This window comes from Allobosea sp. TAB14, from assembly GCF_052113865.1.
Lineage (GTDB): Bacteria > Pseudomonadota > Alphaproteobacteria > Rhizobiales > Beijerinckiaceae > Allobosea > Allobosea spartocytisi.
The window spans coordinates 1-13,469 of record NZ_JBFRDQ010000109.1 but is presented as its reverse complement, the minus strand read 5'-3'; the positions used below and the strand labels follow the sequence as shown (position 1 = coordinate 13,469).

General features: G+C 67.7%; 13 protein-coding genes. 2 read left to right on the top strand and 11 right to left on the bottom strand.

Annotation, left to right across the window (positions count from 1 at the left end):
• Nucleotides 1–30 precede the first annotated feature (30 nt).
• Genes AB4Y99_RS17005 through AB4Y99_RS16990 form a run of 4 tightly spaced genes read right to left on the bottom strand, consistent with a single transcriptional unit; the run spans nucleotide 31 to nucleotide 4,209 of the window.
• A complete protein-coding gene (locus AB4Y99_RS17005) occupies nucleotides 31–858 on the bottom strand; it encodes a creatininase family protein (protein WP_441524142.1) in 828 nt (275 codons plus the stop codon).
• 44 nt (nucleotides 859–902) lie between these two features.
• The gene (locus tag AB4Y99_RS17000; protein ID WP_166652887.1) at nucleotides 903–1,730 is read right to left on the bottom strand and encodes an ABC transporter permease; all 828 of its coding nucleotides are present in this window, start codon (nucleotides 1,728–1,730) and stop codon (nucleotides 903–905) included.
• Nucleotides 1,727–2,680, bottom strand: a complete 954-nt coding sequence (locus AB4Y99_RS16995) for an ABC transporter permease (protein ID WP_441524141.1) — start codon at nucleotides 2,678–2,680, stop codon at nucleotides 1,727–1,729. The genes AB4Y99_RS17000 and AB4Y99_RS16995 overlap by 4 nt, the downstream gene beginning before the upstream one ends.
• On the bottom strand, nucleotides 2,677–4,209 hold the full coding sequence (locus tag AB4Y99_RS16990) for an ABC transporter substrate-binding protein (RefSeq protein ID WP_441524140.1): 1,533 nt from the start codon (nucleotides 4,207–4,209) through the stop codon (nucleotides 2,677–2,679). The genes AB4Y99_RS16995 and AB4Y99_RS16990 overlap by 4 nt, the downstream gene beginning before the upstream one ends.
• A gap of 305 nt (nucleotides 4,210–4,514) precedes the next feature.
• On the opposite strand from AB4Y99_RS16990, the gene AB4Y99_RS16985 reads away from it, so the two are divergent.
• The gene (locus tag AB4Y99_RS16985) at nucleotides 4,515–5,207 is read left to right on the top strand and encodes a GntR family transcriptional regulator (protein WP_441524139.1); all 693 of its coding nucleotides are present in this window, start codon (nucleotides 4,515–4,517) and stop codon (nucleotides 5,205–5,207) included.
• A gap of 96 nt (nucleotides 5,208–5,303) precedes the next feature.
• Here the strand turns inward: AB4Y99_RS16985 and AB4Y99_RS16980 are convergent, their stop codons facing one another.
• Complete coding sequence (locus AB4Y99_RS16980) at nucleotides 5,304–6,074, bottom strand: SDR family NAD(P)-dependent oxidoreductase (RefSeq protein ID WP_441524138.1); 771 nt, start codon at nucleotides 6,072–6,074, stop codon at nucleotides 5,304–5,306.
• 129 nt (nucleotides 6,075–6,203) lie between these two features.
• Between AB4Y99_RS16980 and AB4Y99_RS16975 the strand changes: the two genes are divergently transcribed.
• Nucleotides 6,204–6,539, top strand: coding sequence for a GIY-YIG nuclease family protein (locus AB4Y99_RS16975; RefSeq protein ID WP_112761507.1), 336 nt, complete (start codon nucleotides 6,204–6,206; stop codon nucleotides 6,537–6,539).
• Between the two features lie 193 nt (nucleotides 6,540–6,732).
• Here the strand turns inward: AB4Y99_RS16975 and AB4Y99_RS16970 are convergent, their stop codons facing one another.
• From AB4Y99_RS16970 to AB4Y99_RS16945, 6 genes are all read right to left on the bottom strand, one after another.
• Complete coding sequence (locus AB4Y99_RS16970; protein WP_038364652.1) at nucleotides 6,733–7,671, bottom strand: ABC transporter substrate-binding protein; 939 nt, start codon at nucleotides 7,669–7,671, stop codon at nucleotides 6,733–6,735.
• Between the two features lie 96 nt (nucleotides 7,672–7,767).
• The gene (locus AB4Y99_RS16965; RefSeq protein WP_441524143.1) at nucleotides 7,768–8,715 is read right to left on the bottom strand and encodes an ABC transporter permease; all 948 of its coding nucleotides are present in this window, start codon (nucleotides 8,713–8,715) and stop codon (nucleotides 7,768–7,770) included.
• Nucleotides 8,716–8,792: 77 nt separating this feature from the next.
• A complete protein-coding gene (locus AB4Y99_RS16960; RefSeq protein WP_441524137.1) occupies nucleotides 8,793–10,361 on the bottom strand; it encodes a sugar ABC transporter ATP-binding protein in 1,569 nt (522 codons plus the stop codon).
• Nucleotides 10,346–11,518 carry a Gfo/Idh/MocA family protein gene (locus AB4Y99_RS16955; protein WP_441524136.1) on the bottom strand — a complete coding sequence of 391 codons (1,173 nt, stop codon included), beginning with the start codon at nucleotides 11,516–11,518 and terminating at the stop codon, nucleotides 10,346–10,348. The genes AB4Y99_RS16960 and AB4Y99_RS16955 overlap by 16 nt, the downstream gene beginning before the upstream one ends.
• Before the next feature lie 10 nt (nucleotides 11,519–11,528).
• A complete protein-coding gene (locus tag AB4Y99_RS16950) occupies nucleotides 11,529–12,584 on the bottom strand; it encodes a sugar phosphate isomerase/epimerase family protein (RefSeq protein WP_441524135.1) in 1,056 nt (351 codons plus the stop codon).
• A gap of 115 nt (nucleotides 12,585–12,699) precedes the next feature.
• Nucleotides 12,700–13,469: substrate-binding domain-containing protein (locus AB4Y99_RS16945; protein ID WP_441524134.1), on the bottom strand; the 770-nt coding region annotated here is incomplete at its 5' end.

Here is a 13,469-nt window from a genome sequence, read left to right as displayed (position 1 = left end):
TGCCGCGGGCGACCGCGGCAGGCGGAATCGTCAGGCCGAGACCTTGCTGGCGAAATGCGCGATGAAACGGGCGCAGATATCGGTCAGCTTCTCGGTGAGGGCAGCGCCCGTCTCGGCCGAGCACAGGCGCGGATCGCCCTTGGCCACGCCGAGATTGTAGACCTCATCGTATTCGTTGGGCATCGCGACCTCATGGCCCTCGAAGCTCGCTGTGCCGAGGCCGGTGAACTGCAGATCGAGAATCGGGTCCTTCTTCAGCGGCTTGCCCTCCGGGATCAGGTCCTTGCGGATCAGCTCGGGGAAGAGGTGCAGGCCGATCGAGGTCAGCGGATCGGAGCCGTGTCCGGCGACCGCCGCCGCCTTGTCGGCGCCGCCGAGGATGCCGGGCAGGAGGCCGTAGSCGATGCGCCAGAGATAAAGGCTCGGCAGCACGATCTGCTCGCGCAGATAGAGCTCGCGCGCGACCTCGGCGATCGGCCCGACATTGCCGCCATGGCCGTTGATGACGATGATCCGCGTCAGGCCGTTGCGATGCAGCGACTCGACCATCTCGGCGATGACCTGTGTCAGCGTCGCCTGCGAGATGGCGATGCCGCCGGTCATGGCGCCGAACCAGTCTGCCCCACCGAAGGGCAGGACGGGCGCCACCAGCGTGCGCGTGCCGGCCTTGGTGGCGCGGATGGCSGCRAGCTCGGCGATCTTCTCGGCGAGRAGATAGTCRCCCATCGGYGCGTGCGGGCCCTGATCCTCATGGCTGCCCATCGGCAGCAGGATGACSGGGTTCKCTTCGAGAATCTGGCGGGCCTCCCCGCCCGTGATCGTCCCCATGTGAACGAGGGGATCTGTCTTGGCGGCCATGGCTTCGTCCTTCCTTCAGGCTTGATCTTGATAGAGCGGTGAGATCAGTGCTCCGCCGTGCGCGGATCGAGCAGATCGCGCAAGGCGTCGCAAAGCAGGTTCATGGCGAGGATGGTCAGCGTCAGCGCGGCGCAGGGCCAGAGCAGCAGCAGCGGGGCCTGCTCCATCGTCGCCCGCGCGCCGCGGATCATCAGACCCCAGGAGGGCGATGGCGGCACGACGCCGAGGCCCAGGAAGGACAGGCCGCTCTCGATCACCACCGCCGCCGCGACCGCCAGCGAGAACTGCACCAGCAGCGGGCCGGCAATGTTCGGCAGCACGGTGCGGAACAGCAGATGCGTGGAGGTGGCGCCGAGCGCGCGCGTCGCCTCGACATAGTCGCGGCCCTTCACTGCCAGCACCTCGGCATAGGTCACGCGGGCGAAGCCCGGCACGTAGAGCACCGAGAGYACGAGCAGCAGCGTGCCTGCGCCCGGCCCGAGCAGCGTGACCACCAGCAGCGCCAGCAGCACCGGCGGAAAGCACATGATGATCTCGACGCTGCGCACGGTCAGGAAGGCGCCCCAGCTCCGGGTCCAGCCGCCGATCAGGCCGAGCGTGACCCCGAAGAGGCCGGCGACAACAGCCGAGGCGAAGGCGACGGAGAGGCTGGTGCGCGCGCCCCAGATCAAGCGCGAGAGCACGTCGCGGCCGAACTCGTCCCGGCCCAGCCAGGAGCCCGACATCGGGCCGGCGAGGCGCTGGGCGACATCCTGCCGGATCGGGTCCGGCAGCGGCAGGAGCGGGGCGGCGAGCGCGACGAGCACGATCAGGCCGACGACGCCGGCGGGCAGGATGAGGCGCCTCAGGCCCTTGGCGCGTGCGAGCCTCATGCCTGCACCCGCGGGTCGATCGCCGCATGGAGGRGCTCGACGGCGAGGTTGATCAGCAGGAACAGCACGGAGATCGTCAGGATGATGCCGACGACCATCGGATAGTCGCGCCCCTCGACCGCCCGCAGCAGCGGCGTGGAGAGGCCCGGCCAGTTGAAGACATATTCGACCAGCACGGTACCGCCGAGCAGCGTGCCCATCTGCAGGCCGAGCACGGTGACGACCGGGTTCAGGGCGTTGCGCAGGACATGCACCACGAGGACGCGGCGGGGCGACAGCCCCTTGGCGCGGGCGGTGCGGACATAGTCATGGGCGAGGGCATCGAGCGTCRCCGCGCGCGTCATGCGAAACAGCACCGCCGCCAGGCCTTTCGCGATCGCGATGGCGGGCAGCGTCAGCAGCTTGAGATGCTGTGCCGGGTCCTGGGCGAAGGGAACATAGCCGCCCGCCGGCATGAGCCGGAGCGTCTGCGCCAGCAGCAGCACCAGCAGCGTACCGACGACGAAGACCGGCACGGCGAGCAGCAGCGCCGTGATCCAGGACGCCGCGCGGTCGAAGGCCCCACCGCGATGGACCGCCGCATAGACCCCGGCCGGCACGCCGAAGATGACGGCGATGACGGTGCCCGCGAGGATCAGTTCGAGCGTGCGCGGCAGCCGCAGCCCGATCTCCTGCAGCACGGGGTAGTCATCGACGAGGGAGTTTCCGAGATCGCCGCGCAGCAGGCCCGCGAGGAAATGCCCGTATTGCGTGAGCAGCGGCAGGTCGAGGCCGAGCTTCTCGCGCAATTCCGCGACGGAGGCCGGATCGGGCGCCGCGCCCGAGGTCGAGAGCAGGAGCTCGGCCGGATCGCCCGGCACCATGTGCAGTGCCAGGAAGACGATGGTCGCGACCACCCAGGCCATCGCCAGCGTCAGCAGGACCCGCCGTGTCAGCCAGGCCGTGCTCATCCGAAATAGGTCTGCTCGAGCATGTTGCCGGAGGAGTTCGTCAGCGCACCGGGCAGGTTGACGAAGCCCATCACGTTCTTGTCCATGCCATAGCCCTGCTGGCGCCAGGCGAGGCCGACCAGCGGCACCTCCTCCAAGGCGGCGGCCTGCATCTCCTTGTAGATCGCGACGCGCTTGGCCTGGTCGAACTCGGCCCGGCCGCGCGCGAGGGCCGCGATGGTGCGGGGCGCATCGACCTTGAAGGAGCGGCCATGCGCCGGCGACAGCGTGGTGTCGAGCACCACCGTCAGCCCGTCCGGATCGTTGTTGTCGGAGGAGACGCCGTGGATCGCCATGTCGTACTGGCCGCGCATGCCGCGGCTGACGCGGGTCGACCAGTCCGGCAATTGCAATTCGCACTGGATGCCGACCGCTGCCAAATGCTGCTGGACGATCTCGGCGGTGTCCTTGTGCATGCCGAACTGGGCGGTCGACAGCAGCGTCGTCTGGAAGCCGTTGGCGAAGCCGGCCTCGGCCAGCAACGCCTTGGAGCGGGCCGGATCGTAGTTCCAGCCATGGGCGAGCTTGTCGTCGTACCAGGGCGTACCCTCGACGATCGGCAGGCCTTCGAGCGGCTTGCCGCGGCCGAAGAAGGCAGCCTTGACGATGTCCTCGCGGCGCACGGCATGGGCGACGGCGCGGCGCACGCGCGGGTCGTTGAAGGGCGGCTTGGTGCCGTTGAAGAGCACGTCCATGAACGGCCCTTCCTGGTTGTCGAGCTTGAGGCGCGGATCGGCCTCCACCGCCGCCATCGACTGCCAGGGCACGTATTCGATCATGTCGACATCGCCGGACATCAACGCCGCGTTGCGCAGGTTCTCGTCGGCATAGACGACGAAYTTGATGCCCTTSASCTTSGGRAAACCCGGCTTGTAGAACTTGTCGAAGGCSRCGAGRTCGAGCGAGGTSCCGCGCTCCTGCCCGACCAGCCGGAAGGGGCCGGCGCCGATCGGCTCGTTCGCCGTCGATTTCCGCGAGAGGATGAAGGTGTTGTAGTTGCCGAACCAGCTCGGCAGCGTCACCAGCGGCTCCTTGGTAACGAGACGGACCGTCGCCGGATCGGGAATCTCGACGCGCTCGATGCTCTGGAACTGGGCGCGCATGTAGGCGGTCGATTTCTCGCCGGCGATCTGCTCGATCGACCATTTGACGTCGTCGGCGGTGACCGGGTCGCCGTTCTGGAAGACGCAGCCCGGGCGGAGCTTGAAGACCCAGGCCCCCTCGGCGTCACGCGACCAGGATTCGGCCAGTTCGCCGCGCAATTCCCCATCCGGCCCGTAGGAGACGAGGCTGCGATGGATCAGCATCTTGACCGTGCCGGCCGAGGCGCCGGTCGAGACCCAGGGCTGGAGATTGGGCGGAAAGGCGGAAAGGCCGTAGCGGATGATGCCGTTCGCGCGCTGGGCCTGCGCGGACTGCCTGAACAGGGGCGAAACCAGTACCGGAGCGGCAAGACCGGCACCCAAGAGAGAACGGCGGGAGATGCTCATCGGCTGATCCTCTGCTCTGGCTGGCGCGCGTGCTGCTGATCTCCGCGTCAGCCCGCGATGTGCAATCGCCATGCCGTGCCCGGCCGACGGCAGCCGCTCGAATGCGGCGCCCGACAGACCAAAACAGCATGAATCACAGTCGGCAGGTGCACGGTTTAACGTTCCCCGGCGCAAGTCGCGCGCCACAGAGGACGCGCCCTTCGCTTCTGATGCGTCACGTATACGTGGCGAATTTTTTGATGTCCACCGCCAACTCGGCATGGCATCATGTCGAAAAGGAATACGGTTTTCGGGACGATACGCTCATGGCGATGATCGATCTTCAGGACGAGCCCGCCGAAGAGCGCGGCCGGCCGACGCGCGAGCGGGTCTATCTCTATGTCCGCGAGCAGATCCTGCGCGGCCGCTTCGTGGGGGGCTCCTTCGTCGAGGAAGAGCAGATCTCCTCGGCGCTGGGCGTCTCGCGCACGCCGGTGCGCGAAGCCTTCCACCGGCTCGAGGCCGTACGCTTCATCGATCTGCTGCCGCGCCGCGGCGCGCTGGTGCGGCAGGTGACGGCGCAGGAGCTCATCGATCTCTACGAAGCCCGGCGGATGATCGAGAGCCACGCCATCAGCCGGATCTGCCGTGAGGAAATCCCGCTGCCCGCCGAAATGAGCACCATCCTCGCGCAGCTCGACGAGCGGCCGGAGGGCGACTATTTCGGCCGGATCGAGCTCAACCGGGACTTCCATTTCGCCATGGTCGCCGCTGTCGGCAATGTCGTGCTGTCCGAGCTCTACCAGTCGCTCGGAGCGCGCCAGCAGCGCGTCGCGATGACGGCGATCAGCACGGATCCGAGCCGGATCGCACGCATCCGCAAGGAACATCACGCGCTCATCGAGGCGCTGAGCGAGTATGACGAGGCGAAGGCGCTCGGCATCCTCGAGCAGCATCTGCGGCCCATCATGGGCGTGTTGTCCCAGCTTCCGAACCGGACCGCGCCGGAATCGCCCTGACCGGCGCGGAGCGCCGAGGCTCAAGAGGTCGCCCGGCCACCCGACAGGTCGAAGACGCCTTCCGGCGCCGTGGCGTGATCAAGTATTAGGACGCCGTCAAAGCGACGAGACGAGGTGGCCGCCATCGACCTCCACGGTCGAGCCGGTGATGTAGCTGCCGGCTTGCGAGGCGAGCAGGAGCAGCGCCCCGTCGAGCTCCTCGGGCCGRCCCAATCGCCGCTGCGGGATGCGGCGGATCAGGTTCTGGCCGGGCTCGCTGGCGAAGAAATCGCGATTGATGTCGGTCTCGATATAGCCGGGGCAGAGCGCATTGACCCGGATGCCGTCACGGGCCCATTCCAATGCCAGCGCCCTGGTGAGCTGGATCACGCCCGCCTTGGAGGCGGCATAGGCACTGACGCCGCCGGCGACGCGATGGCCGAGGATCGAGGCGATGTTCACGATCGCCCCGCCCCGGCCGGAGGCGCGCATGCCGCGCGCGACCGCCTGCGCCACCAGGAAGACGCCCTTGAGATTGGTGTCGAGGACGCGGTCCCATTCCTCCTCGCCCAGTTCGGCGGCCGGCGCGGCGCCACTGATTCCGGCATTGTTGATCAGGATGTCGAAGGAATGGCCTTCCAGCGCCGCCCGGACGGAGCGCGCATCGGCGACGTCGAGCGCGAGGCCCTGCGCCTCCCCGCCGGCATCGGCGATCTCCGCGCAGGCACAGTCGAGGGCAGCCTTGCGCCGGGCCGCCAGCATCACGGCGACACCATAGCGCGCGAGCAGCCGCGCAAAATGAAGGCCGAGACCGCCGGAAGCTCCGGTCACGAGCGCGGTCTTGCCGGACAGGTCGCCGAAGAGAAGGACAGGTTCGCTCTCGCTCATCGGTCAACCTTCGGACGAGCGGAGCCGAGGATCAAGCGGCGGCGTTGCCGATAATATACCCGGATAAATTTCTTGCCCTATTAACGTCCGGGTTATATTACGCATCCCGATCCCTCGACGAGGTCGGCCATGCGCAGTGAAGAGAAGAAGGCGGCCGTTGCCGCCTACAAGGAACGCAAGACGGCGGCGGGCATCTATCTGCTGCGCTGCGAGCCGAGCGGCCAGCGCTGGGTCGGCCGCGCGACCGATCTCGGCAGCATCGAGAACCGGCTGCGCTTCACCTTGCGCCACCGCAGCCATACCCATCGCGGGCTGCAGGCCGCCTGGGACGCGCATGGGCCGGAGGCCTTCCGGCTGGAGGAGCTGGAGCGGCTCGACGAGGAGAGCCTCGCCTATGTGCGCGACCGCCTTCTCAAGGAACGGCTCGGCCATTGGCTGGCGAAGCTCGGTGCCGAGGCGATCTGACATCCAGCCTGGATCGGTGGCGTTCCGGCATGGATCCCGGGTCAATCCCGGGATGACAGTGCGGTTCCCGTGTGAAATCGATGCAATCTCAAAAGCAAAAGGGCTCCGGAGCGCCTCTGCTCCGGAGCCCTCATGCCGCATCGCAGCTTGCCCGGGAGGACCCCTCCCGGTCATCCGCCGCTCCGATCTGCGCTCAGAACGGCGAATCGGGGAAATAGAACTCGCTGGCATTCTCCTTGGTGACGAGCGTCGCGTCCAGGATGTAGCGGCCGCGCACCGGCACCTTGTCGTAGAAATTCGCGACGGTGAGCTCGAGTGCCGTCGCGATCATCGCCGGCGGGTAGAGCACGTTGACGGGGATCATCTTGTCGCCGTCGGCGACGCGCTTGATCATCTCCTTCATGCCGGCGCCGCCGATGACCATCTTGACGTCGGTGCGCTTGGCCTGGGAGATCGCCTCGAGCACGCCGACCGCCATGTCGTCGTCCTGGCACCAGACGGCGTCGATCTTCGGATACTTCGTCAGGTAGTCCTGCATCACCTTGAAGGCGTCGTCGCGCGACCAGTTGCCGAACTGCTTCTCCAGCACCTTGATACCGCTGCCGGCGATGGCTGCGTCAAAACCCTTCTGGCGTTCTTCGTCGATGACGATCGGCAGGCCGCGGATGACGACGATGTCGCCCTTGCCGAGCTTTTCCTTGAGATAGAGGCCGGCGACGCGGCCGAGCTCGGGATTGTTGCCGGCGACATAGAGGTCCTGGATCGTCGGATCCGTCAGCGCCCTGTCGACCACCGTGACGAAGACACCCTTCTTCTTCACCGCCCGGATCGGGTCGGTGAGCTCGTCGGAATTGTGCGGCAGGGTGACGAGCGCGTCGATCTTCTGCGTCGTCAGGTCTTCCAGCGCATTGGCCTGGGAGGCGCCGTTCGGCGAGGTCTTCACGATGATCTTGAGGCCGGGATGATTGGCCTGGAGGATCTTGGCGGCGCGCTCGGCGTGATAGACCACGCCGCCGGTCCAGCCATGGTCGGCGGCCGGAATCGACACCGCGATGGTGACGTTCTTCTGCTGTGCCTGGGCAAGCGTCGCCGTCAGAGCGGCGGCCGCGAGGCCCATCATGATCCTGCGCATTGTCTCACTCCCTTGCTTCTTGTGGTTATCGGGTTCGGGCCTTTGGATCGGAACCGGCGGGAGCCCTGTGCCGCCGGCCGTATCGGAATGCGGGCGTCAGCTCCTCCGCATCAGCGATTTCTGGACGAGCATGGCGATGACGATGATCACACCCTGCACGGCGCCGATCAGATATTCGCTGACCAGGCTCGACAGCACCATGATGTTGCCGACGACCTCGAGCATGAAGGCGCCGCAGATTGTGCCCCAGATCCGGCCGACGCCGCCGCGCAGCGCCGTGCCGCCGATGACGACCGCCGTGATCGCCTGCAATTCCCAGAGCAGGCCGGTCGTCGCCGTCGCCGCCCCCAGCCGCGGCACGTAGACGATGACCGCGATGGCGACGCAGACGCCCTGGATGACATAGGTCAGCGCCCGCACCCGCCCGACATGGACGCCGGAATAGCGCGCGACATCCTCGTTCGAGCCGACCGCGATGACATGGCGGCCGAAGGCCGTGCGGTAGAGGATGAAGGCGCCGACGAGCCCGACCACCGCCGTGATCAGGACCGGCACGGGCAGGCCGAAGACCGTGCCGGTATAGATCGGCCGCAGCAGCCCGCGGACCTCCGAGGACTTGATCGCGATCGAGCCGCCATCGGCGAGCCAGGTCGTGACCGAGCGGAAGATCGCCATGGTGCCGAGCGTGACGATGAAGGGTTCTATCCGCCCGAGCACCGTCACCGCGCCGTTGGCGAAGCCCGCCAGGCCACCGACGAGGATCGCGACGCCCATCGCCGCGCCGATCAGCAGCGTGCCACCATCGAGCCCGCCGCCGTTCAGGAACAGGATCATGATGCCGGCGACCAGCGCCGCCGACGAGCCGACGGAGAGATCGAGCCCGCCGGCCGAGATCACGAAGGTCGCGCCCACCGCGATGATCGCGATGAAGGAGGAGCGCGTCAGCACGTTCATCAGGTTGTTGGTGGTGAGGAAATTCGGGTTGAGCAGCGCGCCGAGCAGGAACAGCGCTGCGAGCGCGATGAAGGGCGCGACCGCCGCCATGTCGATCTCGCCGAAGAATCGGGCCAGGCCGCTGCGGCCGCCATCCTTGTCGAGGTCGAGTGGCCGGGCTTCGTCGGTCATGGCTGGGCTGCCCTCATGGATGCGTCACCCGCCATGGCGCTGACGCCGGTGGCATGGACGACGATTTCGTCCTCGGTCATCGCCTCGCCCGCGACCTCGCCAACGAGGCGGCCGGCGCGCATCACCAGGATGCGGTGGCAGATGCCGATCAATTCCTGCATCTCCGAGGAGATGACGATGACCGCCTTCCCCTCCGCCGCCAGCTTCGCGATGAAGCGATAGATCTGCTGCTTGGTGCCGATGTCGATGCCGCGCGTCGGCTCGTCGATGATCACGATCTCGGGCGCGAGCAGCATCATCTTGGCGAGCAGGAGCTTCTGCTGGTTGCCGCCCGAGAGCTGGCCGGCGAGCATCTCCTTGCGCCTCGCCCGGATATCGAAGGCACCGATGGCGGCGTCGAGCTCGCGCTCTTCGGCCTGCCGGTCGATGAAGCCATGGCGCAGGAAGCGGCGCAGCGCCGCGAGCGTCAGGTTGACCCGCAGGTTCTGGCCGAGCAGCAGGCCCTTTCCCTTCCGGTCCTCGCTCAGATAGACGATTCCGGCCCGCATGCTCTCGCGCACCGATCCCAGGCGGATCGGCCTGCCTTCAACCGAGACCGCGCCATGGGCGGGACGCAAGCCGGTGACGCCCTCGATCAGCTCGGTGCGGCCGGCGCCGATCAACCCGGCGAAGCCGAGGATCTCACCCTTGCGCAAGGTAAAGGAGATATCGGCCGCGAAGCCGGGCACGGAGAGATCGCGAACCTCCAGGGCGATAGCGCCGGGCGGCGCCTCGCTGCGCTGGGGATAGAGCTGCGCCATGTCGCGCCCGACCATTAACCGGGCCATCTCGACGGGCGAGAGGGTGTCCGCGTCGCGCGTCGCGATCAGCCGGCCGTCGCGCAGCACGGTGATGCGGTCGGCGATGGCGGCGACCTCGGGCAGGCGATGGGAGATGTAGAGGATGGCGACGCCGCGCGCCTTCAGAGCGCGGATGACTTTGAGCAGCGCCTCGGTCTCGATGGGGGTCAACGACGCCGTCGGCTCGTCGAAGATGACGACGCGGTGCGGCACAGCCAAGGCGCGGGCGATCTGAACGAGCTGGCGCCGGGCAATGGAGAGGCGGGACACCAGCGCCCTCGGGTCGATCTCGACGCCGAGCTGGCGCAGCGCCGTGGCGGCCTGCGCATTCATGGCGCGGTCGTCGACCATCAGGCCGCGCTTCAACTCGCGGCCGAGAAAGATGTTCTGAGCCACGGTGAGATGCGGCGCGAGCAGGATTTCCTGATGCACCAGCACGATGCCGCGGCTCTCGGCATCGACGGGGCCGGCGAAATGCACGACCTCGCCGTCGATCTCGATCGCCCCGCGCGTCGGCGCGAGATGGCCGGAGATCAGCTTCATCAGCGTCGATTTGCCGGCTCCGTTTTCGCCGATGACGGCATGGACCTCGCCGGCCGCCAGCGCGAGCCCGACATCGGTCAGCACCTCGACCGGGCCGAAGGCCTTGGCGACGCCGCGCGCCGCCAGCACGGGCGGGCTGGCGCCCGGAGGTGCGCCGCCGTGATGGATCAGAGGCTCGTCCATCGCCCGCCCGCCCTGGAGGAAGCGACCGCCGCCTCGATGAAGGCCATGCCGGCAAGCCCGTCCTCGACCGTCGGATAGGTCACGGCCGGATCGGGCTTGGCGCCGCCACGCGCGGCGATGATCGCGTCGGCCGCCTCGCTGTAGATCGTCGCGAAGCCTTCGAGATAGCCCTCGGGGTGGCCGCTCGGGATACGCGTCACCCGCGCGGCTTCGGAGAGGGCGCCGGCGCCGCCGCGCGTCAGCAGGCGCTTGGGCTCGCCAAAGGGCGTGAACCAGAGCTGGTTCGGGTTCTCCTGCGCCCATTCGAGGCCGCCCTTGCTGCCATAGACGCGCAGCTTCAGCCCGTTCTCGTTGCCGGGCGCGACCTGGCTCGCCCAGAGCGCGCCCTTGGCGCCGCCCTCGAAGCGCAAGAGGATCTGGACATCGTCATCGAGCGCGCGCCCCTCGACGAAGCTCGTCAGCTCCGCGCAGAGCTCCTTGAGCTTCAGGCCGGTGACGAAGCTCGCGAGATTATAAGCGTGGGTGCCGATATCGCCGAGCGCACCGCCCGCGCCGGCCTGTTTCGGATCGGTGCGCCAGGCGGCCTGCTTCTGGCCGGTCGCCTCGGTCTTCTCGGTCAGCCAGTCCTGGGCGTATTCGACCTGGACCAGACGGAGCGTGCCGAGCGCGCCGCTCGCGACCAGCGCGCGGGCCTGCCGCACCAGCGGATAGCCGGTGTAGTTATGCGTGACAATGAAGAGCCTGCCGCTCTCGCGCACGAGGGCGACGAGATCGCGCGCCTCCGCCAGCGTCGTCGTCAGTGGCTTGTCGCAGATGACGTGGATGCCGGCCTTCAGGAAGGCACGCGCAACCGGCGCATGCATGTGATTGGGCGTGACGATCGAGACGGCCTCGATGCCGTCCGGCCGCTCGGCCTCGGCCTTGGCCATCTCCTCATAGGAACCATAGGCGCGGTCTTCCGCGAGGCCGAGCTCGCGCGCCGAAGCCTTCGCCCGTGCGGGCTCCGAGGAGAGCGCCCCGGCAACCAGCTCGTAGCGGTCGTCGAGCCGGGCTGCAATGCGATGCACCCCGCCGATGAAGGCGCCCTGCCCGCCGCCGACCATGCCGAGGCGGATGCGGTGGCCGAAGCCCGTCTGCCTGCTTGCTTCGATAACCATGCGCGCCTCCTCAGCCGATGCCCAGCAGGCGGCGATTAGCGGCCTCGTCGGTGCCGGCGCCGGCGAAATCGTCGAAGGCGCGCTCGGTGACGCGGATGATGTGGCTGCGGATGAACTCCGAACCCTCGCGCGCGCCGTCCTCCGGGTGCTTCAGCGCGCATTCCCATTCGAGCACGGCCCAGCCGGCGAAGTCGTTCGCCGCCATCTTCGAGAAGATCGACCCGAAATCGACCTGCCCGTCACCGAGCGAGCGGAAGCGCCCGGCCCGGTCGACCCAGTTGGCATAGCCGGAATAGACGCCCTGACGGCCGGTCGGGTTGAACTCGGCATCCTTCACGTGGAAGGCCTTGATGCGCTCGCGGTAGATATCGATGAAGGCGAGATAGTCGAGCTGCTGCAGCACGAAATGGCTGGGGTCGTAGAGGATGTTGGCGCGGGGATGTTGCCCGACATGGTCGAGGAACATCTCGAAAGTCGTGCCGTCGAACAGGTCCTCGCCTGGATGCAGTTCGAAGCAGGCATCGACGCCGTTCTCGTCGAAGACGTCGAGGATCGGCCGCCAGCGCTTGCCGAGTTCGGCGAAGGCGGTCTCGATCAGCCCGGCCGGGCGCTGCGGGAAGGGGTAGAGGAAGGGCCAGGCGAGCGCGCCGGAGAAGGTCGCATGGGCGTCGAGGCCGAGATGGCGCGAGGCGCGGGCGGCGCGCTTCAACTGGTCGACCGCCCAGGCCTGCCGCACCTTGGGATTGCCGCGCACCTCCGGGGCCGCGAAACCGTCGAGCATCTCGTCATAGACCGGATGAGCGGCGACGAGCTGGCCCTGCAGATGGGTCGAAAGCTCGGTGATGGCCAAGCCGTGGGAGCGGGCGATGCCGGCGATCTCGTCGCAATAGTCCCTGGAGTCCGAAGCCTTCTTCAGATCGAAGAGGCGCCCGTCCCAGCTCGGGATCTGCACGCCCTCATAGCCGAGCGATCCGGCCCAGGCGCAGATCGCCTCGAACGAGTCGAACGGAGCGGCGTCGCCCGCGAACTGGGCGAGAAAAATCGCCGGTCCCTTGATCGTTTTCATCCCTCGTCTCCTCCCGTCGGCCTTTCGGAAACTGCCGTTCCGCTCAGCCGTCCATCGTCTGCCCGCCTCTCGGTCTTGTCGCCGGTTCTGCGGTGCGTACCTCAGATTGCCATGCTCAAGGCAAGTTGTCTCGCAAAAACACGTCAATGCGGATTCGCTCCTGCCCCGGCACGATCGGCGCGCCTTCGCGGGCCGATTGCAGCACGCGCGCGACGCTGCGGGCCATGTGGCCGGCATCCTGGTTGATGATCGCGTCGATGGTGCCGCGCACCAGATGGCGCCGTGCAAGAGGCGTCAATTCATGGGCGATGAAGACGACCTCCCGCGCCCGGCCTGAGGCTTCAAGCGCGGCGACGACGCCGGACTGGCCGCCGCCAGCGCTGTAGATCGCGACGAGATCGGGATGGTCGGCCAGCAGGGCGCGGGCGGCGCTTTCGACGCGACTGTTGTCGTCTCGCCCTTCGCGCAGCGGCAGCACCTGCAGATTCGGATATTCGCGGGCGATGACCTGCTCGAAGCCATATTGCCGCTCGATATGGTCGCGCAGCGCCAGCGAGCCGGCGATCAGCCCGACCTTGCCCGATCCATGCACGAAACGGCCGATCAGATTGGCGGCGGTGCGCCCGGCCGCGACATTGTCGATCCCGACGAAATGGCTGCGCCGGCTCGACGGCAGATCGGAGACCAGCGTCAGCACCGTGACGCCGGCCGCAACCAGATTGTTGATCGCCTCGACGACGGCGGGATGATCGAGCGCCACCACGGCAAGACCGTCGATCGTCGCAGGCAATTCCTCGATGGCGGCGGCCAGCAGGGGGCCGTCGAAGACGTCGACCTGCTGCACGGAGAGCTTGATCCGCTCATGCCGCAGCCGCGCGCCGGTCT

Excerpts from the sequence above, each read along its gene's own strand:
- AB4Y99_RS16950 (WP_441524135.1), bottom strand. The coding sequence starts at position 12,584 with ATGAAAACGATCAAGGGACCGGCGATTTTTCTCGCCCAGTTCGCGGGC.
- AB4Y99_RS16970 (WP_038364652.1), bottom strand. The coding sequence starts at position 7,671 with ATGCGCAGGATCATGATGGGCCTCGCGGCCGCCGCTCTGACGGCGACG.
- AB4Y99_RS16955 (WP_441524136.1), bottom strand. The coding sequence starts at position 11,518 with ATGGTTATCGAAGCAAGCAGGCAGACGGGCTTCGGCCACCGCATCCGC.
- AB4Y99_RS16975 (WP_112761507.1), top strand. The coding sequence starts at position 6,204 with ATGCGCAGTGAAGAGAAGAAGGCGGCCGTTGCCGCCTACAAGGAACGC.
- AB4Y99_RS16965 (WP_441524143.1), bottom strand. The coding sequence starts at position 8,715 with ATGGCGGCGGTCGCGCCCTTCATCGCGCTCGCAGCGCTGTTCCTGCTC.
- AB4Y99_RS16985 (WP_441524139.1), top strand. The coding sequence starts at position 4,515 with ATGGCGATGATCGATCTTCAGGACGAGCCCGCCGAAGAGCGCGGCCGG.
- AB4Y99_RS16960 (WP_441524137.1), bottom strand. The coding sequence starts at position 10,361 with ATGGACGAGCCTCTGATCCATCACGGCGGCGCACCTCCGGGCGCCAGC.